We start from the raw sequence: 20,479 nt of genomic DNA, 5'->3' as shown, positions 1-20,479 counted from the left end.
TGCGGTCAGGGTGTCCGCGGGGCGGACAGTTCTTTGGCGATCCGGTCTCACCGGTTGAGTGTCCGCGGGGCGGACAGGGCAAGTGGTTGGTTCTGCCCAATCCGCGAGGTGGGAGAAGCGCCGTGGACATGGTGTGGCATGCCGGTTGTCCGCGGGGTGGACAGCAAAACGCAGTCCGAGTGTCCGCGGGGCGGACAGGTTTTCTGGGTTGGGGCATCCCCGGGTGAGTGTCCGTGCGGCGGACAGATTAAGTGGTTGGTTTTCTCAAACGGCTGGTGAACGTGTTGCCGTGGACATGGTGTTGCATGCCGGTTGTCCGCGGGGCGGAATCGGCGAACGGTGGATGGCAGCGTTCTTTTAAGTGAACTGTCCCCGACAGGTCAGAGTCCTGGTGGGGCAGAGCAGGAAGCTATTGCTCACACTTGTGACGTGGAGGTGGAGAAGTAGGCGTCGAAAAACTTGGGAACAGGCAGATTTCGAACGTAGGGTAGTGAGCATGTCAAATGCGCAGGTTGCCTCAAAGTCGGCGGTGAAAGCGGCGTTTCCGTTGTATCTTGCGGCGGGGCTCGTCGCGGCGCTCATCGCCGGGGTGATTTCGGAGATGTTCGCGGGCGCCTCGCTCGCGGCGTTGGGCATTCCGGATCCGGGGGCGTTGACGACGTTCGGTCTGCCGGCGCTGCGGGGCGCAGCGTGGGTGCTGGCCGCGCTGGCTGCCGGGTCCTTCCTCTTTTCTGCGTGGTTGCTGCCGCCGAAGCAGACGGGCTCTGACCTCAACGGCGCGCGCCTGACCGTCGACGGGGTGATTGCGTCGCGGACGGGGGCGGCGTCGTCGGCGGGGTTGGCGCTGATCGGTGTGGTGATGGTGCCGCTGGTGCTTTCCGACGTCTCAGGCCAGCCGTTGAGCACCGTGATGTTTGAGGTCGACGCGTGGGCGCTGGCGCTGGACAAGGTTGCTGACGCCCGCGTCTGGCTGATTGTCGCTGCGATCGCGGCGTGTGTGTCCGTGGCGGGGTATCGGGTGTCGTGTTGGTGGTCGCAGGTGGCGTTGTTCATCGGCTCGTTGTTGGCGATTATGCCGCTGGCGCTGACTGGTCACTCCGCGACCGGTGGCGACCACGACTTCGGCACGAACTCCTTCATCTGGCACCTGGTATTCCTGCTGGTGTGGGTTGGTGCCCTGATGGCGCTGGTGGCGCACGGTTTCAGGTTGGGGCCGGACTTGGCGCCAGCGGTGCGCAGATACTCGCGCATCGCGTTGTTCGCCTTCGTAGCGATGGCGGTGTCGGGCGTGATTAACGGTGCGATCCGCGTGCACCTGGACGACATCACCCGCTACGCCTACGGCTGGGTGCTGGTGGGCAAGCTGGTCGGCATCCTGCTGCTTGGTTTGATGGGGTACGCACACCGCGAGCGGACGATTCCGGCGCTTGAGGCGGAGGGGCCGTCGCAACGCAGAGCGTTCGTGCGACTCGGTGCGGTTGAAGTGCTAGTGATGGCTGCTGTGACTGGCCTTGCGGTGACGCTCGGGCGCACTCCGCCGCCACCGCCGCGGGACCCGAACCTCACCCCGATGCAGATCCAGATGGGGTACAACCTCGAGGACCCATTGACCTGGTCGAACTGGGTCGGTCTGTGGCGTTTCGAGCTGCTCTACAGCGTGATCGCGATCCTGTTGGCGGTTTACTACCTGCACCTGACGCGCCGGGTGAGCGGGTGGTCGAAGGGGCGCACGGCGTGGTGGCTGCTGGGCTGCGCGACCGTCGTAGTCACGATGTGCTCCGGCATTGGGCTGCACATGCCGGCGTCCTACTCGGCGCACATGACGGTCCACATGATTCTGTCGATGGGTGTGCCGGTGTTCCTCGTGCTGGGCGCGCCGCTGACGCTCATTATCGACGCCTACCCGTCCGGGGAGTTCAACCCCCGGCTGTGGGCGCAGTCCTTCCAGCGCAGTAAGTTCCTGCGCATCGTGACGTATCCGCCGGTGTCCGCGGTGCAGTTCCTGGTGTTCTTCTACGTCATGTACGTGTTCACTGATCTTTACGAACTGATGATTTCGGAGCACGCGGGCCACGTCATCATGAACGCGGTGTTCCTGGTGTCGGGCTACTTCTACTTCTGGGAGCTCATCGGCCCGGACTACATCGAGGGGCGCGTGACGGCGAAGACGCGTCTACTGTGGCTGTGGATCTCCATGCCGGTGCACCTCTTTATGGGTGTGTACCTCATGCAGCTCAACACCGTGATGGGCGAGGAGTTCTACCGCTCGCTGCTCCTGCCGTGGGACCCGGATTTGCTGGCGGACCAGAAGGTGGGCGGCGGTATCGCCTGGGCGTCGGGCTCGTTCCCGCTTGTTATCGTGTTCGGTGTGCTGTTCATCCTGTGGTGGCGTGAGGACCGCGCAGAAACCGCAGAGGTTGACCGCATCGCGGACGAGACTGACGACGCCGAGTGGCGCGCCTATAACGAAATGCTCGCACAGTACACGTCGGATACCCCGCAGCACAAGGGGTAGCCGAGGATCTGTTGAGAACTGTGGAATTCTAAAAATCAATCCACAGGCTGCCAGGCCGCATCCTTTCTTTTCTGTTTCTGCGCTGGAAAGCTCCGAGTTGTACCAGTTCAGCAAACAATTGAAAGGACACAACAATGAGCCAAATGAACGTCACCGTATGCGGAAACTTGACGGCAGCACCGTACTTTAAGTGGTTCCCGGCGTCGGGAAACTCGGTGTGCAAGATGCGCATCGCGTCCTCTCGCAGGCGGCGCACAGGTGAACAAGACAACCAGGGCCGCGACATTTGGGAGGACACGGACCAGCTCTACATCGACGTCGAGTGTTGGAACCAGCTCGCCATCAACGCGCGCACCTCACTGTTCCGTGGCGCGCCGGTGATGGTCTCCGGCCGGTTGGTCACGGAGACCTGGGTAGAAACTAACGACGCCGGTGAGAAGCTCAACCGGTACCGCACCGTGCTGAAAGCCGACAAGGTTGCGTTCGAGCTCGGCATGCACCAAATTTCTTCCTGGAAGATCACCGAGAACGGCCACACACTCGAGGGTCAGCCTGCGGTGAAGATCAAGACTGCGGTCGATTTCATGACGGAGGAGGAGCGCGAGTTCTACTTCGAGCAAATGAAGATGCAGGCGACGGCGTCGGACTCGGCGGCGGCTACGGAACCACAACCGCAGTCGCCTGAGCTCGAGCCGGTCGCTGTGGGTGCTGGCAGCGGCAAAAGTGACGACGGCCCCGCGCCGTTCTGACGCCCGCGGTTGCGCTCCTGCTCGGCGCCGGGGAAGCGCACGTTCACCTTTCGCTGATGTACCCTGTGAAACGATGTATGTCCGCTTCAGTTAAAGGGGTTTTTACGTGGCTGAGTTCATCTACACGATGAAAAACGTTCGCAGGGCCATCGGTGACAAGGTCATTTTGGACAATGTCACCATGGCCTTTTATCCCGGCGCCAAGATTGGTGTCGTTGGGCCAAACGGCGCAGGTAAGTCCTCGCTGCTCAAGATCATGGCGGGGATTGACCAGCCAAACAACGGCGAGGCATTCCTGGACCCTGGTGCAACGGTCGGCATCCTCCTGCAGGAGCCACCGCTGAACGAGGAAAAGACCGTTCGTGAGAACGTCGAAGAGGGCCTCGGCGACATCTTCGAGAAGAAGCAGCGCTTCGAAGAAATCGCTGAAGAGATGGCGACGAACTACACCGACGAGCTCATGGAAGAAATGGGCAAGCTCCAGGAGGAGCTCGACGCCGCTGACGCCTGGGAAGTCGATTCCAAGATTGAGCAGGCGATGGAGGCGCTGCGCTGTCCACCGTCCGATAGCCCGGTGACCAAGCTTTCCGGTGGTGAGCGCCGCCGTGTCGCGCTGGCGAAGCTACTGCTGTCCGAGCCGGACCTGCTGCTGCTCGACGAGCCGACGAACCACCTGGACGCCGAGTCCGTCCTGTGGCTGGAGAAGCACCTGCAGTCCTACCCGGGCGCAGTTCTGGCGATTACCCACGACCGCTACTTCCTGGACAACGTGGCCGAGTGGATCTGTGAGGTCGACCGCGGCAAGCTCTACCCGTACGAGGGCAACTACTCCACCTACCTGGAGAAGAAGGCCGAGCGCCTCGAGGTTGCTGGCAAGAAGGATCAGAAGCTGCAGAAGCGCCTGAAGAACGAGCTCGAGTGGGTGCGATCCTCGCCGAAGGCACGCCAGGCAAAGAACAAGGCGCGTCTGGAACGCTACGAGGAGATGGCTGCCGAGGCAGAGCAGTACAAGAAGCTGGACTTCGAAGAAATCCAGATCCCGACGCCTCCACGCCTGGGCAACAAGGTCGTCGAGGTCGAGCACTTGGACAAAGGCTTCGACGGCCGCGTCCTGATCAAGGACCTGTCCTTCACACTGCCACGTAACGGCATCGTGGGCGTCATCGGCCCGAACGGTGTTGGTAAGTCCACACTGTTCAAGACCATCGTTGGGCTGGAAGAACCAGACGCAGGCACCGTCGTGGTCGGCGAGACTGTGAAGCTGTCCTACGTTGACCAGAACCGCGAAAACATCGACCCGGAAAAGACGGTGTGGGAAGTTGTGTCCGACGGGCTCGACTACATCGTGGTTGGCCAGAACGAAATGCCGTCGCGCGCCTACCTCTCCGCGTTCGGATTCAAGGGTGCTGACCAGCAGAAGCCGTCCAAGGTGCTCTCCGGTGGTGAGCGCAACCGCCTGAACCTGGCACTGACGCTGAAGCAGGGCGGCAACCTGATCCTGCTCGACGAGCCGACCAACGACTTGGACGTCGAAACCCTTGGCTCGCTTGAGAATGCGCTGCAAAAGTTCCCAGGTTGCGCTGTCGTGATTTCGCACGACCGCTGGTTCCTGGACCGCACCTGTACCCACATCCTCGCCTGGGAAGGCAACGTTGAGGAAGGCAAGTGGTACTGGTTCGAGGGCAACTTCGGCGACTACGAGAAGAACAAGGTTGAGCGCCTCGGTGAGGAAGCGGCGAAGCCGTCGCGCGTCACCCACCGCAAGCTCAGCCGCTAACAGCGGAAAAGGTAGGAATTGGCTATGTCGGAACAGAATATGCGCGGCAGGATTCACACGCACTCCATCTCGCTGAGGTGGAACGATTTTGACCGGTACGGCCATGTGACAAACTCGGCTTACATCGAGATCGCGCAGCAGGCGCGACTCGCGTTTGCCCAGGAGTTCTTCGAGTCTCAGGGGTACGAGTTTGTGGTGTTCGTTCGGCGCATCGAAGCGGACTACGTTCGCCCAGTGCTGCCGAACACGCAGGCAGTGACCGTTGATACGCAGGTGATCCACCTCGGCAACACGTCCTTTACGACGCGTCAGGAGATCAAGGACGCACAAGGCAGCGTCTGTTGCGTGATTGATTGCGTACAGGTCACCGTGGATAAACGGACGGCGAGCCCGCGAGCAATCACCTCGCAGGAGCTCGGCATCCTTGCCCGCGCCTACACAACGCTCGACGGTGACGACGAGCTGGGGCAGGCATAGGTGGCTACCACCGAAACGCTTGTTGTTGAGCAAGGGGAGCGCGGACTGCGCGCCCTGCTGCAGCGCGCCCTCGCACTCCAGGATGACGCCTACGCGCGGTTCCAGCGAGTCGGGGAACACGACGTCGACGTCTTTGTCACCACCCCGTTCGACTGCGTCGCCTCGCGCCGGGTCCGCGGAACTATCTCCCGCGACGGTGCGGTGGTGCCTGCGCGCCGGGTTCTCGAGGCACTCGAAACTGCGACGGGAACACTTGGCGCGGCGCAGGACCAGAACTGGCCTGGGGCACTGCCACCGGCGCAAGGGTTCGTGCTGCGCGAAGAGGTGCCTATTTCTACAGCGCGTCAGCTCGCCGACGAAGGCCGAAACCTTGCGCGCCAGTTCGCGGGCCCGCTCGGCCCGCCGGTTTCACTTCTCGACGCCGTGGTCATCACCGTCGACGCGGACGACCGCGGCCCGAAACTTGAAATACCCATGCGCGCGGTGTTTACCTGCACCTCGCTTGGGCTCATTCCGGGGTTCGAAGCCCCGGTCGAAGTGCCTCGCTACCTGAGGGTTTCGAGCGCAGGCAGGTGGGTGCGTATCGACGCTCCCTTCGGCACCGTCTACCACAGCAAGTCGCTGAGCCTATTCGTATGACCGCGGGCCCTGGTTGATCATCATGTACGCGACTCGCTGCATGTGATTCCACATAGCGTCGCGGTAGGGCTGGGGCAGGGTGGCGTCGTCAAACTCTGCCATTGCCTTGCCCATCAGCTCGAGCCAGCGGTCAGCCTCCGCCTCGCCGATTGCGAACGGGAAGTGGCGGCGGCGCAGCATCGGGTTGCCGCGGCGCTCCTGGTAGGTGCGCGGGCCGCCCCAGTATTGCGTGAGGAACCAGCGCAGGCGTGATTCGGCGCCTTCCCAGTCCTCGTCGGGGTACATGGGGCCGATGAGGTCATCTTCTTTGACCTGGGCGTAGAAGCGGTGCACGAGCGTGTGGAAGAACTCCTCGCCGCCGACGGCTTCGTAGAGCGTTTGCTGCGCTTCGTTGCTATTGCTGATCTGCATCGGTGTTCTCGCCTCCAGGGGTGCGGTCCAGGTGTCGGATGTAGGTCGGCTCCGTGCCAGGCAGCGGCACGCCGTGCGTGTGAAGCGCCTCGAGGATGACCGCGGTCATGAAACGGGAGACGCCCCACTGCTCGCCAGGCAGCGTATTGACCATCACGCGCAGGGTTGCGCACTCCGGGTCGAACTTGGAAATGCCCAGCATGGTGGCCTCGCCGACGAGTTTGTCCTTGATCTCGGGGCGCGTCACTGCGTCCTGCATTGCGGCCTCGACGACGCTGGCTGCCTGCTCCGGATCAGCCTGGATGGAAACAGGGATCTCGAGGCGGGCAACGGAGAAGACGTCGCTCTGGTTGCCAAGCAGATCGATGTTACCGTTTCGGACGTACCAGAGGGTGCCGTCAATATCGCGGACGGTGGTGATGCGCATCGTGACGTGCACTACAGTGCCCTCAATGTCATTGACCGCGATGACGTCACCGACACCGTACTGGTTTTCCAGCAGCATGAAGATGCCGCTGAGGAAGTCTTTCACAAGGGACTGCGCGCCGAAGCCGAGGGCAACGCCGACGACGCCCGCAGAGGCCACGAGCGGGGCGACGTTGACCCCGAGTTGGTCGAGCACCGCGAGGACCGCCCACACCCAAATCACAATTGCTGCCGCGGAGCGTCCTACGTTCGCCAGCGTGAGGATGCGCTGCTGGCGGCGCTGCTCCCGCGAGCGCGAATGCGCAGTGTCGGGTTTCACGGCGCCAGCGCGGCGGCGGAAGGGGAGAGCCGCGCTGGAGGAGTTGATGGCGTTGTTCGCGGCCTTCGTGATGATTCTGCGCACCACGATGTGCAGCACGAGGGCAATGGCCAGGATGACCAGGATCCACAGGGGGCGGGTCACAAAGATGTCTCGCGTGGCGGGGTCATTCCACCACGAGGTGACGGAGTCGACGGCTTCGTCGACATCTGGAACGCTCACGGATTTGGCTAAGACTGATGGAGAAAACTGCGTAAGAGAAAACATTGTGCTCTAGTTTACGCGCTACGTCTCGAGCAGCCGTCGAGCACCCGGGTTACCGCAAATGGGGGTATTGGCCGTGGCTTGGGCGATGTTGTAATTGGCGTTGGAGATTCCTGAATTTGGCACGTCGATAGGGTTCAACTGAAAGTATGACTTTGCAATTTATGGACGTGTCAAGTGTCGCGCACTTTGTTCAAATTTATTGTTAGGTACTTTTATGGTCCAATGAACTATATTAGAAACAACTGAGATTTTGGTGTTGTACCTTTTGGCGTCACACCTGGAGTTATGGGCGGGCGGCAGTGAACCTAAACGCAGCCGCAAAAATAGGAGGAATTTATGGCGAAAAAGCCAGCGTATGTAGCGATTGCTGACGCTCTGCGGAGCCAGATCGAATCGCGCGAGCTCGAACCCGGCGACAAGCTACCCCCAGAACGCGAACTTGTAGACATGTACGGGGTGGCACGCATGACCGTGCGCCATGCACTGGACCTATTGCAACTCGAGGGAATTATTGAGCGTAAGCGTGGCCGCACCGGTGGCACATTCGTTCGCGCGCTACCTCCGATCATCGACTTGACGGGCAAGGTATCGCTGACGGAGCAGCTTATCGCGCATGGCCTGGACGTCTCTTCCGAACTGATTTCGGAGACCGCTGCGCCCGCACCGCAGATCGTCGTCTCTGCATTCGGCGTAGACTCCCGCGATAAGTTGCTCACCAGCGAGCTCGTTCACTTCGCCAACGGTAACCCGGTGTTCGCTGAAACCACCTATGTGCGTCCCGGCTACGAGTCCAAGTACAGCCGTAGCTCCGACGACTACGCACGTGGCCAGCGTACCGACCTGGGTGGCGTGACTCCTCACCTGCGCCGCGAGGACATCCTGTTCCCGGCCAACCCGACCGATAAGGAGCGCGAGAGCCTCTCCTTGGCGGCGAACACCCCGGTGCACCGCATCACGCGCAAGCTCTTTGAGGGTGACACGCTGGTCATGTTCGCCTCTATCGTGGCTCGCACGGATGCGGCGCAGATCCGCATCGTCGAGGAGCTCTAGCCTCTAGCGCAGCGTTTTCGCTGCGCCTTCCGCGCCTGCGTCACCAACACGGTTGCGCAGCGCGCGCTCCACGCGGGCCTTACCCTCCGAAACGATGCGGCGCAGGCCCGCCGGAATGTCCTCCCGCGCAAGGAGCGCCTCGGCGCGCTCGACTGTAGCAATCGAAATATCCCACAGTGGGAACAGGCCCTCGAGCGTGTTCTGAGCCATCTCGTTGGTCAGTTTGTCCCACAGCTCTGGCGCGATCTCGAAGTAGCGCTCGGCCAAGCCGTCCATGCCTTCGGAGGTGAAGGTGAGGCCGTCGATAAGGAAGCGCACCTCAAGGTTTGTGCGTGTACCGCTGACGATCTCATCCCACGCCCACTGTTTGTTCGTGACGGCGTCGATGCGCAGGCGCGACAGCGCACCCTCGGAGGACGGATCCTCCTCGTTCTTGGAGGTCTTGGCCAGCATGGCGCCGCCTGCGACGAGGTTCGTGAGCACGAGCCAGCGAATCTCCTGGTTATCCAGCGACTGTAGGAGTTCGTGGAAGTACGTCGTGTTCTGCTTCGAAGGCTGCAGGCGGGCGAGCGCGCGCTGGTAGATACCTGCAGGCTCCTGGCCGCGGAATGCCTCGCTGAGCATGTAGAAGCCGGTGCGCTGCCAGGACCATGCCACGTACTGCTTGACCGCCAGCGTCGCCTGCGTGAGGAGGCGCTCCTGCACACTCGGTTGGTCTTCGAGGCGGCTGAAGTTTGCCACGGCCATCACGAACTTGCGAGCCGGAAGCAGCGTGTCGCGGACGGCCTCCCACAGGGATGACCAGCACAGGGTGCGTGCAAGTGGGTCCTCGATCTGCCCGATGTGCTCCAGCACGAACTCGGTGTGTTCCGGCGTGAGGCGCATCTTGCAGTAGGTGAGGTCCTCGTCGTTGACCAGCGCGAGGTCGTGGTCGATGCCGGCGAGCTCGGGAACCTCAGTGCGAGCCCCCTCGATGTCCACCTTTACGTGGTGGGTGCGCACGACCTTGTCGCCGTCAAGCTTGTACAGCCCGATGCCGACCCGGTGGGTGCGCAGCACATCGGATTCCTGCACGACTGCGAAGGAATCCTCAGTGATTTCGGGGCGAAGGGTGGACACACCAGTGGTGCGCAGCCACTGTTGGGACCACTCGCTCAAATCGCGGCCCGACGACTTCTCCAACGCGCCTAGCAGATCGTCGAAGGTAGCGTTGCTGAACTTGTGGTTGTTGAAATGATCGCGCACGCCCGCGAAGAACTCGTCGCGGCCAACGTATGCCTGCAGCTGCTTCAGCACAGATGCGCCCTTGGCGTAGGTGATGCCGTCGAAGTTCTGCTCGGCGGTCTCGATGTCCGGGGCGTCAGCGGCAATTGGGTGGGTCGTCGGCAGCTGATCTTGCTGGTAGGCCCATGCCTTCTCGACGGCCGCGAACGTCGTCCACGCATTCGGGTACTCGCCGATCTCAGTCTGGGCAATGGCCGCGGACCAGGTAGCGAAGGACTCGTTGAGCCACAAGTCGTCCCACCACTGCATCGTGACGAGGTCGCCGAACCACATGTGCGCCATCTCGTGCAGGATCGTGTCGTTGCGGCGCTCGAGGCGATACGGGGTTGGCTCGGAAGTAAAGACGTACTCATCGCGGAAGGTCACCGCGCCGGCGTTCTCCATTGCGCCCATGTTGTACTCGGGGCAGAAAATCTGGTCGTACTTGCCGAACGGGTACGCAATGGCAAAATTCTTGTGGTAGTACGCGAAGCCGTCTTTCGTCTGGCGGAACAAGCGTTCTGCGTCGAGGTGCTCCATGAGTGAGGCGCGGGCAAAGATGCGAAGCGGGATACGCTTCAGGTCGTCGATGTACTCGTCTTCGACGAACTCGTACTCACCGGCGCAGACTGCCACCAGGTACGTCGACAGTGGGTAATCAATGGTGCAGGACCACACGTTGCCCTCACGGGTCGCCTCCTCGTTGAGTACGACCGTGTAGGCCTCTGGCGCGTCGACGGCAATCTTATACGTGGCCTTGATATCCGGCTGGTCGAAGCAGGCAAACACCTTCATCGCCATCGCGGGTTCGAACTGGGTGTAGAGGTAATCCTTGTTGTCCACCGGGTCGACGAACTTGTGCAGGCCTTCTCCGGTGTGGTTGTAGGTAATGGTGGCGTCGACAACTAACGTGTGCTCGCCCTCGGTGAGAGTGAGGGTGCGGCCGTCGACGGGGCGGCCGTCGAGCGTTGCGGAGAACTCGTCGGCGACCAGATCGAAGAACGTCTCGCCTGCGCCCGAGCGGAACGTGACCTTGGTGGTCGACGTGAACTGCTCTGCTCCGTTGACATCGAGCGCAATATCGTAATGGACATCTGAGATAAGTTGTGCGCGAAGTTGTGCGTCGCTGCGCTTGAGGTTTGTCTTCATGTCCTCCAACATACTCGCCGTACCTGTGTGTTTTTCGCTATGGTGGCTGCATAATTTCCGGAACGAATGGAGGAATGATTCTGTGACTGCACCAGTTACCTTTTGGTTCGACGTAAGCTGCCCATTTTGCTGGCTCACTTCGCGTTGGATGAAGGAAGTAGAAAAGGTCCGCGACATCACGGTCGAGTGGGTGCCGATGTCACTGTCCATTCTTAACGACGGCCGCGACATCCCCGCCGACTACGCCAAGATGATGGAGGCCAACTGGGGTCCAGCGCGCGTGTTTGCAGCGGTGAAGCGCGACCACCCAGAGAAGATCGACGCGCTCTACACCGCGATGGGCACCGCCATTCACGCCGGGGAGCAGGGCGGCAAGAAGGGCTACGGCGCCTACGACGAGATCATCGCGGCAGCACTCGAAGAGGTAGGTCTCGACGCCAGCTACGCCGACCTTGCCAACACCAACGAGATGGACGAGCTGCTCGGCACCTACCACCAGGGTGCGATGGACGCCGTCGGTGACGAGGTGGGCACCCCGGTGGTCAAGCTCGGAGACACCGCATTCTTTGGGCCGGTCATCACCCGCGTCCCAACGGGTGAGGAGGCAGGCAAGCTTTTCGACGCCTCCCTGGCACTGAGCGAATACCCCTACTTCTTCGAACTGAAGCGTTCCCGCACGGAACCGCCGCAGGTGAGCTAGCAGGAAGGTAGGGTAGAGCGCATGCGAATTTACCTTGGGGCAGATCATGCCGGTTTCGAACGAAAGAATCAGATTAAGGCCCACCTGGAAAAGCAGGGCCACGAAGTCATCGACTGTGGTGCGCACGAGTATGACGCCCTCGACGACTACCCGGCGTTTTGCATCGCCGCAGCTGAGCGGACGGTAGCGGACGAAGGCTCCCTCGGCATCGTGCTGGGCGGCTCTGGCAATGGTGAGCAGATCGCCGCGAACAAGGTGAAGGGCGCTCGCTGCGCCTTGGCGTGGTCTGAGGAGACCGCGCGCCTGGCACGCGAGCACAACAACGCGCAGCTCATCGGTATCGGTGGGCGCATGCACACCGAGGAAGAAGCACTGAAGATCGTCGACGCGTTCATTGGTCAGGAGTGGAGCAACGAGGAGCGTCACCAGCGCCGCATCGACATCCTGTCCAAGTACGAGGAGACGGGCGAAGCCCCGGCTATCTAGCCCAGTTCTTCGTAGTCCGCGGGGTGCGGGCCGTGGCGCCCAAACTCCTCCTCGTCGAGCGCGACGATGGCGGACATTTCTTCGGGGCTGAGCGTGAAGTCGAAAATGTCCATGTTTTCACGCATGCGCTCCGCGGACGTGGTCTTGGGGAACACGATCACGTCGTTTTGTAGATGCCAGCGCAGCACCACCTGCGCTGGCGTTTTGCCGTGTGCCTCGGCGGCGTCAGTAATTTCGGGGAAGTCCGTGAGGTCGTAGGCGCCGCCACCGAGCGGAGCCCAGCCCTCGATGGCGATATTGTGCACACGCATCGCGTCGAGCTCTTTCCAGTTCTGGAACAGCGGGTGCAGCTCAACCTGGTTGACCACAGGGGTGACGTCGGTGCGCATCTCAATCTGCTCAATGTGCTCTGGCAGGAAGTTTGAGACGCCGATGGAGGTCGTGAGTTTAGCCTCGCGGAGTCCAATGAGGGATTTCCACGCATCCACGTAGGCACCCTGCCCGGGCAGCGGCCAGTGAATGAGGTAAAGATCCACGTGGTCAAGCCCGAGTTTCTCCAGCGACTCCTCGAGCGCCGCCGGGGCATCGTGGTGGCGGTTGTTCCACAACTTCGTGGTGATGTACAGCTCCTCGCGCGGGATCCCCGACTTCGCGATTGCCTTGCCGACGCCCTCTTCGTTCCCATAAATGTGGGCGGTGTCGAAGTGCCTGTAACCTGCCTCCAGCGCTTCGCTAACCAACCGCTCGGCCTCCTGCGGATCTACGCGGTGGAGGCCGTAGCCGAGTTGGGGGATTGATGTGCCGTCGTGAAGCGCAAACATGGGTACCATGCGCTTTACTTTAGCGGCTTGTCACCTTGCCAGTCGCTTGCGCCACCGGGGCTACCAGCGCGGGGCGAGCCAGCCTGCACACCACCGCGATCACGGCTGCCGCAACGAGGAACACGATGACGCCAGTCCAGCTCGTACCGTACACGTCTGGGTCGACGTCGCCGGAGGCAGCGAACATCGCGTTCATATTCCTGCGCAGACCCGTGGTGAGCACCAGGAAGACGTGTACCACGGTGAACAGGACGAAGAACAGCATGGTGGGGAAGTGAATAGCGCGTGCAGCCTTCAGCGAGAAGAAGGACCAGGACTTCGGCCACCACTCGCTCATGCGAGCGCCGGAGAGGATCGCCAGCGGCGCGGCAAGGAACACCACCGCGAAGTACGACAGCTCCTGCAGCGCGTTGTAGTGCACCCACGGGTTTTCCGTCGGCCAGTCCAGGCTGAGGTACTGGATCCCCGCGGAGACCGCTTGCGGGATGACCTCCCAGCTCGTGGGCACGATTCGCATCCACTGGCCAGTGGCGAACAGGACGATGTAGAACGCCACGCCGAGCGCCACCCACAGCACGTCAATGGTGAGGTGCAGCCACAGGGTAAGAGAAATTTTCTTCTTGGGGTTTGTGCGCGGCGCCCAATACGCTTCGGGTTTGCGCTCGTGGCGCACGGTCATACCAGTCTTGATGATGAGCGCCATGAACAGCATGTTGAAGAAGTGCGACCACCCCAACCATGCGGGCAGCCCAACAGGTGCGCCTTCCGGCAGGGGCTGCTGGCCGGTGTAGCGCTCGATGAAGCTGCTGCCCGTCGGGGTGCCGACGAACCAGCGCGCCACCAGGACCGCGACTACGAACGCAGCGAGCAGCGCGACGCCACCGTACGCCCACCAGCGACGCGATGGAGTTTGAGTCGGCGCAGGCACGGGCTGTGCCGCCAACTTCGGCCGCTCGGGCTGTGCTAGCTGCGGCGAGGACTCGACTGCCGCTACCTGTTCCGGTGCCTGTTCTGCAGTCTGCGCCGCTGCGCCGTAGAGCGGAGGAACCGCCACAGCGGGGTCCTCTGGGACGTCGACATTGGCGACAGGCGGGAACGGGCCAGCCCCGGCAGTACGTGGAAGGCCCTGGCGCACGGCGACCGTGGTGAGCGGGCCAGCTGGTTGCTCTTCCGCGGGCTGTTCGGCGGCAGCGCGTTCTGCAGCCGCTGGAAACACCTGCTGCACGGCAGGGTCCGCAGCGACTGCGACCGAGTCTGTAGGAGGCCATGGCTGGCCGCTCGGGGTACGAGGCAGGCCGCGACGGAGGGGCGTCGATACGCCTTCGGGTTGCGCTGGGGCCGGAGCCGCTTGAGCGCCGACCAGATCACCGGTCATGGCCGGGTCGGGTTCGAGCGCGACCTCATCAACTGGTGGCCACGGCTGGCCGCTCGCTACACGGGGCAGGCCACGACGAAGGTGCACCTGCATTACTCGGACGCCTCCGTGCCGCGGCGAGCTGCGATCTGCTCGATGAGTTCCGGCACCACGTCGAAGAGATCGCCAATGATGCCGAAGTCCGCGATATCGAACAGCGGAGCGTCCTCATCGTTGTTGATCGCGATGATGGTATCGGCTGTCTGCATGCCCACGAGGTGCTGCACAGCGCCGGAAATACCGATGCCGATGTAGAGCTTCGGGCTGACCACGATGCCGGTCTGCCCAATCTGGGCGTCGTGGCTGATTTGGTCCTCGTCCGCAGCGGAGCGGGTCGCGCCGACTGCGGCGCCGAGCTCGTCGGCAAGCCCGCCCACGAGCTGCTCGAACATGTCCGCGTCACCTAAAGCAACGCCTCCTGCAACCACGCGATCTGCGGTGAGTAGCTCCGGGCGCGTCGAGGTGCGCACCACCGGTGTCACCGAAGTCACCGTCGCGGCGCGTGTCCCGGAGGCAGTGACGTCCAACTCGTGAACCTCGGGCGCGGTGGCGTCCGCACGGCGATCGATCGCGCCGATGCGCACCGTAATAATTGGCGCCGAGTGGGTCGCTGCAGCGGTTGCGGTGTAGGCGCCGCCGTAGTTCTCGTGGTCCGTCACAATGCCCTGGTCGTCTCGGCGGACATCAATCGCGTCGGTGAGCAGGGCCTTGCCCTTGCGCACGGCCAGGCGCGACGCGACGTCGCGGCCGCGGACGGAGTGGGCGAGGATCACGGCTGCCGGGTCGGTGGCGTTGAACGCGGCCTCGGCGGCGTCGACAAGTGGGACTGCCTGCTGCTGCGCGTCAACGTTAGTGGTCAGCACCACGGCTGCGCCGAGCTCGCCGAGCGCTTCGGTGTGTGCAGGGTTGGTGGTCAGCACCACCGGGGTACCCAGAGGCGCGGCTGCGCCGATGAGTTCGGCGGCGGTGGAGTCGAGCTGGTCGTCGTGCGACGCATCGAGCACGACCAAAACTGTGCGGGGAGAGGTTGCCATGTCATTATCCTTCGTTCGGCGGGTTAGATGTAGTGCTTCTCTGCAAGGAAGTCGACCAGCTGGCCCACAGCGTTCGGGCCGTAGTCAATGATCTCGCCACGCTCACGCGCAGGACGCTTTTCGACGTCCACCATGATCGCCCGCGGCCGTGCGAAATCCTCCGCGTCGACGCCGAGCTCCGCCAGCGTCAGCGTGTGCAGTTCCTTCTTCTTCGCCGCCATCAGACCCTTGAAGTTCGGGAAGCGGGCATCAGGGTACTCGTCCGAGACCGCGACCAGCGCCGGGAGCTGCGCCTCCAGGGTGAGCGTGGCGTGATCGCTGACCTGCGTCGCAGTCACCATGTCGTTGTTGAGCGTGACCTCGGTCGCGTTGGCGATGGCGGGCCAGCCGAGCATCTCTGCGAGCAGTCCAGCCATGACGCCGCCACCGCCGTCAGAGGACGCGGTACCGAGCACAACCAGGTCGTAGTCCTTGTTGCGCAGTGCCGCCGCGAGCACTTCTGCCGTCAGCGTCACGTCCGCGCCGAGGAGGGCGTCGTCGGCAATGATGTAGGCATCATCCGCGCCCATCGCAATGCCCTTGCGCACGCTGGCATGCGCTGTTTCTGGCCCTACCGTAATGAGGTCGACGATCGTTTCCTCGTCGCCGCGGGACTCTTTCAGCCGCATCGCGGCTTCGACGGCGCGTTCGCAGACCTCGTCAGCGACGACATCACCGGAGCGATCGGTCAGGCCGGTTTCCAGATTCAGGTCGCGGTCGCCGTACGTATCCGGGACTTCCTTGAGCAACACTGCAATGTTCACGAAACGCTCCTTCAGCGGTGGGGTGCTAAACGGTAGGCATTCTAGCGCACTGGCCTGGACTAAAAGTCAAATCCCCCGAAGTCGAAGCCACCGCCATCCCCAAAGAGGCCGCCGTCACCGAACAGGCCCTCGCCGCCGACGTCGCCCATATCGCCCATCTCCCCGGCATCGCCGATGTCTCCAGCATCTCCCATATCGCCGAAGTCGCCTGCGCCGGCGTCCCCGAAGTCACCCGCTGCGAAGGCCTCAGGCGATGGCGTGCCGGCCATACCTGCGAACATCGCGGAGTAGAACATCATCGAACTTGCAGCCCACATGCCAGTCATCATCGCTGGAGCCCACCAGGCGGTGGAGTACCAGCCAGCCGGTACTGGGCGGCCGGCGACAACGCCGCCAGGGTAGTAGTTCGGGGTGCGTTCAGAAGCGTACGGGGATGCGGTGACGGTGGTGCCGTCTTCCTGGCGGATCGTTCGCTCCTCGGTCACCCGGCCCGCGCGACGCTGGCCTTCCAGTTCTGGAAGCTCTGGGCCAGCGGGCATGCCCATGATTTCGCGTGCTGCGTTGACATAGTGCAGCCCCTCCAGCGCAGATTCGCGAGCGAGCATAGCCTGCTTCGGTGTGGTCGCCTGGCCCAGCGCGCCACTTGCTGCGTTGTAGCGTTCAGAGGCGTCGGCCATCGCCTGGGTCGAAGCGGCGTCGGTACCGGAGATAGTAAGGACTTGCGAGCCAAGTCGCTCTGTCCAGCGGCGTGCGTCCGCAATCGCATCCTCGAGCTGGAGCTGTTCGCGCTGGTTGGTCGCGCCATTCTGGCGGCTCTTTATCAGGTACACCGCGGCGCCAACGATAGCGAGGATCAAAATGAGGTTCATAGTGAGGGAAAGCTCCTTCGGAATCGGCCACAAATTATTAGTACTTACAACGTGCAACGCACGTGGTCGGGAGAAAGTTCCACGCTAAGCGGGTGGTTTTGTCTCAAAGTGGGCGGTAGGTTACACTTGCGCCCATCACCTTTTGGTGAAGTGGGAATGTCGTATAGTGGCTAATACCTCAGCCTTCCAAGCTGAAGACGCGGGTTCGATTCCCGTCATTCCCTCCAAATGTTTAAGCGGAAGACGCGGTTGCACGAGATGTGTAGCCGCGTTTTTTGTTTGTTCGCGCGTTGAGCTTTAAAAGCAGTGTTGTCCTGTGGATTTGCGTATTGTTCTGGGGCATGGTTATAGTTGCCAACGTCGCAATGAGCAATCATTCGCGGGGCGTGGCGCAGTTTGGTAGCGCACCTGCTTTGGGAGCAGGGGGTCGCAGGTTCAAATCCTGTCGCCCCGACATCAACAAGCCCGCTAGAAATAGCGGGCTTGTTTACATATCCGTACAATTTACCCGATTAATTACAGGAGTAATCCGTGAAGACTTCCGTCGACAAGCTCAGTGAGACTCGTGTCAAGTTGGACGTCAGCGTTCCTTTCGATGAGCTCGGCAAGGAAATCGACCAGGCGTACAAGTCAATTGCGCAGCAGGTCAACATTCCTGGCTTCCGTCGCGGTAAGGCTCCTCGCCAGCTGATCGACGCCCGCTTCGGCCGTGGCCCGATCCTGGAGCAGGTTGTCAACGACATGCTGCCAACCCGCTACGAGAAGGCTGTCCTGGAAAATGGCCTGAACCCGATCGGTCAGCCAGAGATCAACATCACCAAGATCGAGGACAACGACGTCGTCGAGTTCACCGCTGAGGTCGACGTTCGCCCAGAGATTACTGTCCCTGACTTCTCCAAGATTGACGTCACTGTTCCGGCCCTCGAGGTCAGCGACGAGGACGTCGACAAGGAGATCGACCAGCTCCGCGAGCGCTTCGGCGAGCTCAAGGACACCAAGCGCAAGATGAAGACCGACGACTTCGCAGTCATCGACCTGCACGCTGAGGTTGACGGCGAGAAGGTCGAGGAGGCTTCCACCGAGGGCCTGACCTACCAGATCGGCTCGGACGACCTGATCAAGGGCCTCGACACCGCGCTGCGCGGCATGAAGACCGGCGAGGACAACGAGTTCACAGCGACGATCGAGTTCGGCGAGCACAAGGGCAAGGAAGCCACCATCAAGGTACACGTCCAGCAGTCGAAGGAGCGCAAGCTTCCTGACTTTGACGACGAGTTCGCTCAGATGGCCTCCGAGTTCGACACCGCTGAGGAGCTGCGTGAATCCACCAAGGAGCAGCTCGCTGAGGACAAGAAGACCCAGCAGGCAGCTGACATCCGCGACGAGGTACTGAAGGCAGCGCTCGAGGAGACGAAGTTCGAGCTTCCGAAGTCCATCGTCGAGGAGCAGGAGCACAACATGCTCCACCAGATGCTCGGCCAGCTGGCACACGACGAGGCTGCTGTCGCACAGTTCCTCGAGGCACAGGGCATGACCCGCGAGGAGTTCGACAAGAAGAACCACGAGCAGGCTGAGTCCGCTGTCCGTACCCAGCTGTTCCTGGACGCTGTTGCTGACCAGGAGGAGCCTGAGGTTTCCCAGCAGGAGATGACCGACCACATCCTGTTCACCGCGCAGTCCTACGGCATGGACCCGAACCAGTTCGTGGCGCAGCTGCAGCAGGCAGGCCAGATCGGTAACCTCTTCGCAGACGTCCGCCGTGGCAAGGCACTCGCTACCGCGATCTGCCGCGTGTCCGTGAAGGACGACAAGGGCGAGACCGTCGACCCGAACGATTACTTCGGTGAGGTTGAAGAGGAAGAAGCAGAGGCTTCCGAAGACTAAATCGTGAGTTGAAACGCCCCGGCGATGCGCACGCGTTGCGCCTACGCCGGGGCGTTTCGCCATTCACTACGGGTTCACAACGTACGTGTACGCCATCAGCGAACAACCCCGTGCAAAGTGGACTATCGGAGTAGGGTGGTGGCATTGTTGACGCTACATAAAAGAGTTTGAACCACAAAGGAGCCATTTTTATGACATCCCCATCGCAGGGCATGAACTTGGGTGATTCTGTCTATGAGCGCCTGCTGCGCGAGCGCATTATTTTCCTGGGCCAGCAGGTTGACGACGAAATTGCGAACAAGCTGTGCGCGCAGATCTTGCTGCTGTCCGCGGAGGATCCAACTCGCGACATCTCGCTGTACATTAACTCCCCGGGTGGTTCCGTGACTGCCGGCATGGCGATTTATGACACGATGAAGTACTCGCCGTGCGATATTGCTACGTACGGCATGGGCTTGGCGGCGTCGATGGGGCAGTTCCTGCTTTCCGGCGGCACGAAAGGCAAGCGTTACGCGCTTCCGCACGCTCGGATTATGATGCACCAGCCGTCCGCAGGCGTTGGCGGTACTGCTGCCGACATTGCTATTCAGGCTGAGCAGTTCGCTGCGACGAAGCGCGAGATGGCCCAGCTTATCGCTGAGCATACCGGCCAGACTTTCGAGCAGATTACGAAGGATTCCGACCGTGACCGTTGGTTCACGGCCCAAGAGGCGATGGAGTACGGCATCGTGGACCACGTTATCGAGAGCGCTCAGGGCTCGATCAGCAACTAAGTAGACAGGAGAATTTACGTATGTCTTTCCAAATGCCTTCCTCCCGCTACGTGCTGCCACAGTTCTTGGAGGAGACTTCCTTCGGCACGAAGCAGATCGACCCATACGGCAAGCTTTTCGAGGAGCGCATCGTCTTCCTGGGCACCCAGGTCGATGACACTTCCGCGAATGACATCATGGCGCAGCTGCTGGTGCTGGAGTCTCAGGACCCGGACCGCGACATCACGATGTACATTAACTCGCCAGGTGGCTCGTTTACCGCGCTGATGGCGATTTACGACACGATGCAGTACGTCCGCCCGGACGTGCAAACGGTGTGCCTCGGCCAGGCTGCGTCCGCTGCGGCGGTCATCCTTGCCGCTGGTGCGCCGGGGAAGCGCGCTGCGCTGCCGAACTCGCGGGTGCTGATCCACCAGCCGGCGACGCAGGGTACCCAGGGCCAGGTTTCTGACCTTGAGATCCAGGCCAATGAGATCGAGCGCATGCGTCGCCTGATGGAGGACACACTCGCGCACCACACCGGTCGCACTGCGGAGCAGGTCCGTATTGATACGGATCGCGACAAGATCCTTACCGCGCAGGAAGCTGTCGAGTACGGCATCATCGACCAGGTCTTTGATTACCGCAAGCTGAACGGCTAACTTCTGATCGCT

At 61.8% G+C, this 20,479-nt stretch carries 19 protein-coding genes and 2 tRNA genes; 13 read left to right on the top strand and 8 right to left on the bottom strand.

The genetic code is table 11. The features are described from left to right. Positions 1-496 precede the first annotated feature (496 nt). The 5 genes from QP802_RS09670 to QP802_RS09650 all read left to right on the top strand — a co-directional run bounded on the left by QP802_RS09670 (position 497) and on the right by QP802_RS09650 (position 6,157). Positions 497-2,515 (top strand): bifunctional copper resistance protein CopD/cytochrome c oxidase assembly protein, encoded by a 2,019-nt coding sequence (locus QP802_RS09670; RefSeq protein WP_284818575.1) that lies wholly within the window; start codon positions 497-499, stop codon positions 2,513-2,515. 134 nt (positions 2,516-2,649) lie between these two features. Continuing rightward, positions 2,650-3,264, top strand: a complete 615-nt coding sequence (locus QP802_RS09665; protein ID WP_284818573.1) for a single-stranded DNA-binding protein — start codon at positions 2,650-2,652, stop codon at positions 3,262-3,264. Between the two features lie 106 nt (positions 3,265-3,370). Then, complete coding sequence (gene ettA, locus QP802_RS09660; RefSeq protein ID WP_071573571.1) at positions 3,371-5,041, top strand: energy-dependent translational throttle protein EttA; 1,671 nt, start codon at positions 3,371-3,373, stop codon at positions 5,039-5,041. A 24-nt stretch (positions 5,042-5,065) separates the two neighbouring features. Beyond that, the gene (locus QP802_RS09655; RefSeq protein ID WP_071573570.1) at positions 5,066-5,518 is read left to right on the top strand and encodes an acyl-CoA thioesterase; all 453 of its coding nucleotides are present in this window, start codon (positions 5,066-5,068) and stop codon (positions 5,516-5,518) included. Then, positions 5,519-6,157 (top strand): DUF8185 domain-containing protein, encoded by a 639-nt coding sequence (locus tag QP802_RS09650; RefSeq protein ID WP_256005403.1) that lies wholly within the window; start codon positions 5,519-5,521, stop codon positions 6,155-6,157. It abuts the gene before it with no gap. Here QP802_RS09650 and QP802_RS09645 read toward each other — a convergent pair. Together QP802_RS09645 and QP802_RS09640 are read right to left on the bottom strand one after the other, a co-directional pair. After that, positions 6,146-6,568 (bottom strand): globin, encoded by a 423-nt coding sequence (locus QP802_RS09645; protein ID WP_070362017.1) that lies wholly within the window; start codon positions 6,566-6,568, stop codon positions 6,146-6,148. The genes QP802_RS09650 and QP802_RS09645 overlap by 12 nt on opposite strands. Then, positions 6,552-7,580, bottom strand: coding sequence for a mechanosensitive ion channel family protein (locus tag QP802_RS09640; protein ID WP_284818569.1), 1,029 nt, complete (start codon positions 7,578-7,580; stop codon positions 6,552-6,554). The genes QP802_RS09645 and QP802_RS09640 overlap by 17 nt, the downstream gene beginning before the upstream one ends. A gap of 336 nt (positions 7,581-7,916) precedes the next feature. Here QP802_RS09640 and QP802_RS09635 point away from each other — a divergent pair, with 336 nt between their 5' ends. Next, the gene (locus QP802_RS09635) at positions 7,917-8,630 is read left to right on the top strand and encodes a GntR family transcriptional regulator (RefSeq protein ID WP_071567646.1); all 714 of its coding nucleotides are present in this window, start codon (positions 7,917-7,919) and stop codon (positions 8,628-8,630) included. Between the two features lie 3 nt (positions 8,631-8,633). Here the strand turns inward: QP802_RS09635 and pepN are convergent, their stop codons facing one another. Then, a complete protein-coding gene (pepN, locus tag QP802_RS09630) occupies positions 8,634-11,042 on the bottom strand; it encodes an aminopeptidase N (RefSeq protein ID WP_284818566.1) in 2,409 nt (802 codons plus the stop codon). An 82-nt stretch (positions 11,043-11,124) separates the two neighbouring features. Here pepN and QP802_RS09625 point away from each other — a divergent pair, with 82 nt between their 5' ends. Together QP802_RS09625 and QP802_RS09620 are read left to right on the top strand one after the other, a co-directional pair. After that, positions 11,125-11,742, top strand: a complete 618-nt coding sequence (locus QP802_RS09625; RefSeq protein ID WP_070362020.1) for a mycothiol-dependent nitroreductase Rv2466c family protein — start codon at positions 11,125-11,127, stop codon at positions 11,740-11,742. A 21-nt stretch (positions 11,743-11,763) separates the two neighbouring features. After that, complete coding sequence (locus QP802_RS09620; RefSeq protein ID WP_070362021.1) at positions 11,764-12,228, top strand: ribose-5-phosphate isomerase; 465 nt, start codon at positions 11,764-11,766, stop codon at positions 12,226-12,228. Here the strand turns inward: QP802_RS09620 and QP802_RS09615 are convergent. From QP802_RS09615 to QP802_RS09595, 5 genes are read right to left on the bottom strand one after another with little or no spacing between them, the layout of a single operon-like run. Then, complete coding sequence (locus QP802_RS09615; RefSeq protein WP_284818563.1) at positions 12,225-13,058, bottom strand: aldo/keto reductase; 834 nt, start codon at positions 13,056-13,058, stop codon at positions 12,225-12,227. The two genes, QP802_RS09620 and QP802_RS09615, sit on opposite strands and share 4 nt — an antisense overlap. Before the next feature lie 10 nt (positions 13,059-13,068). After that, entirely contained in the window at positions 13,069-14,517 is a 1,449-nt protein-coding gene (locus QP802_RS09610) for a cytochrome b/b6 domain-containing protein (RefSeq protein ID WP_284818562.1), read from the bottom strand. Further along, positions 14,517-15,497, bottom strand: coding sequence for an electron transfer flavoprotein subunit alpha/FixB family protein (locus QP802_RS09605; protein WP_284818560.1), 981 nt, complete (start codon positions 15,495-15,497; stop codon positions 14,517-14,519). The genes QP802_RS09610 and QP802_RS09605 overlap by 1 nt, the downstream gene beginning before the upstream one ends. 23 nt (positions 15,498-15,520) lie before the next feature. Next, positions 15,521-16,300 carry an electron transfer flavoprotein subunit beta/FixA family protein gene (locus tag QP802_RS09600; protein WP_284818558.1) on the bottom strand — a complete coding sequence of 260 codons (780 nt, stop codon included), beginning with the start codon at positions 16,298-16,300 and terminating at the stop codon, positions 15,521-15,523. A 59-nt stretch (positions 16,301-16,359) separates the two neighbouring features. After that, positions 16,360-17,169: a DUF1542 domain-containing protein gene (locus tag QP802_RS09595; RefSeq protein ID WP_284818557.1), complete on the bottom strand. Its 810-nt coding sequence runs from the start codon at positions 17,167-17,169 to the stop codon at positions 16,360-16,362. 152 nt (positions 17,170-17,321) lie between these two features. Between QP802_RS09595 and QP802_RS09590 the strand changes: the two genes are divergently transcribed. From QP802_RS09590 to QP802_RS09570, 5 genes are all read left to right on the top strand, one after another. Then, positions 17,322-17,396, top strand: a tRNA-Gly gene (locus QP802_RS09590). Positions 17,397-17,549: 153 nt separating this feature from the next. Continuing rightward, positions 17,550-17,623 (top strand) — tRNA-Pro (locus tag QP802_RS09585). Between the two features lie 77 nt (positions 17,624-17,700). Further along, positions 17,701-19,053, top strand: coding sequence for a trigger factor (gene tig / locus QP802_RS09580; RefSeq protein ID WP_070362026.1), 1,353 nt, complete (start codon positions 17,701-17,703; stop codon positions 19,051-19,053). Between the two features lie 191 nt (positions 19,054-19,244). After that, positions 19,245-19,826, top strand: coding sequence for an ATP-dependent Clp protease proteolytic subunit (locus tag QP802_RS09575; RefSeq protein WP_070362027.1), 582 nt, complete (start codon positions 19,245-19,247; stop codon positions 19,824-19,826). Positions 19,827-19,846: 20 nt separating this feature from the next. Further along, positions 19,847-20,467, top strand: coding sequence for an ATP-dependent Clp protease proteolytic subunit (locus tag QP802_RS09570; protein WP_070362028.1), 621 nt, complete (start codon positions 19,847-19,849; stop codon positions 20,465-20,467). Positions 20,468-20,479 lie beyond the last annotated feature (12 nt).

Origin of the sequence: Corynebacterium sp. UMB10119B (assembly GCF_030228125.1) — a bacterium.
GTDB lineage: Bacteria > Actinomycetota > Actinomycetes > Mycobacteriales > Mycobacteriaceae > Corynebacterium > Corynebacterium pseudogenitalium.
The sequence above is the reverse complement of the archived record's forward strand: the minus strand, read 5'-3'. Positions and strand labels throughout refer to the sequence as shown.

What these genes read in the sequence shown, in the direction of transcription:
- QP802_RS09670 (WP_284818575.1), top strand. Translation starts at nt 497, where the DNA reads ATGTCAAATGCGCAGGTTGCCTCAAAGTCGGCGGTGAAAGCGGCGTTT.
- QP802_RS09665 (WP_284818573.1), top strand. Translation starts at nt 2,650, where the DNA reads ATGAGCCAAATGAACGTCACCGTATGCGGAAACTTGACGGCAGCACCG.
- QP802_RS09655 (WP_071573570.1), top strand. Translation starts at nt 5,066, where the DNA reads ATGTCGGAACAGAATATGCGCGGCAGGATTCACACGCACTCCATCTCG.
- QP802_RS09645 (WP_070362017.1), bottom strand. Translation starts at nt 6,568, where the DNA reads ATGCAGATCAGCAATAGCAACGAAGCGCAGCAAACGCTCTACGAAGCC.
- QP802_RS09640 (WP_284818569.1), bottom strand. Translation starts at nt 7,580, where the DNA reads ATGTTTTCTCTTACGCAGTTTTCTCCATCAGTCTTAGCCAAATCCGTG.
- QP802_RS09635 (WP_071567646.1), top strand. Translation starts at nt 7,917, where the DNA reads ATGGCGAAAAAGCCAGCGTATGTAGCGATTGCTGACGCTCTGCGGAGC.
- pepN (WP_284818566.1), bottom strand. Translation starts at nt 11,042, where the DNA reads ATGAAGACAAACCTCAAGCGCAGCGACGCACAACTTCGCGCACAACTT.
- QP802_RS09620 (WP_070362021.1), top strand. Translation starts at nt 11,764, where the DNA reads ATGCGAATTTACCTTGGGGCAGATCATGCCGGTTTCGAACGAAAGAAT.
- QP802_RS09615 (WP_284818563.1), bottom strand. Translation starts at nt 13,058, where the DNA reads ATGGTACCCATGTTTGCGCTTCACGACGGCACATCAATCCCCCAACTC.
- QP802_RS09610 (WP_284818562.1), bottom strand. Translation starts at nt 14,517, where the DNA reads ATGCAGGTGCACCTTCGTCGTGGCCTGCCCCGTGTAGCGAGCGGCCAG.
- QP802_RS09605 (WP_284818560.1), bottom strand. Translation starts at nt 15,497, where the DNA reads ATGGCAACCTCTCCCCGCACAGTTTTGGTCGTGCTCGATGCGTCGCAC.
- QP802_RS09595 (WP_284818557.1), bottom strand. Translation starts at nt 17,169, where the DNA reads ATGAACCTCATTTTGATCCTCGCTATCGTTGGCGCCGCGGTGTACCTG.
- QP802_RS09575 (WP_070362027.1), top strand. Translation starts at nt 19,245, where the DNA reads ATGACATCCCCATCGCAGGGCATGAACTTGGGTGATTCTGTCTATGAG.
- QP802_RS09570 (WP_070362028.1), top strand. Translation starts at nt 19,847, where the DNA reads ATGTCTTTCCAAATGCCTTCCTCCCGCTACGTGCTGCCACAGTTCTTG.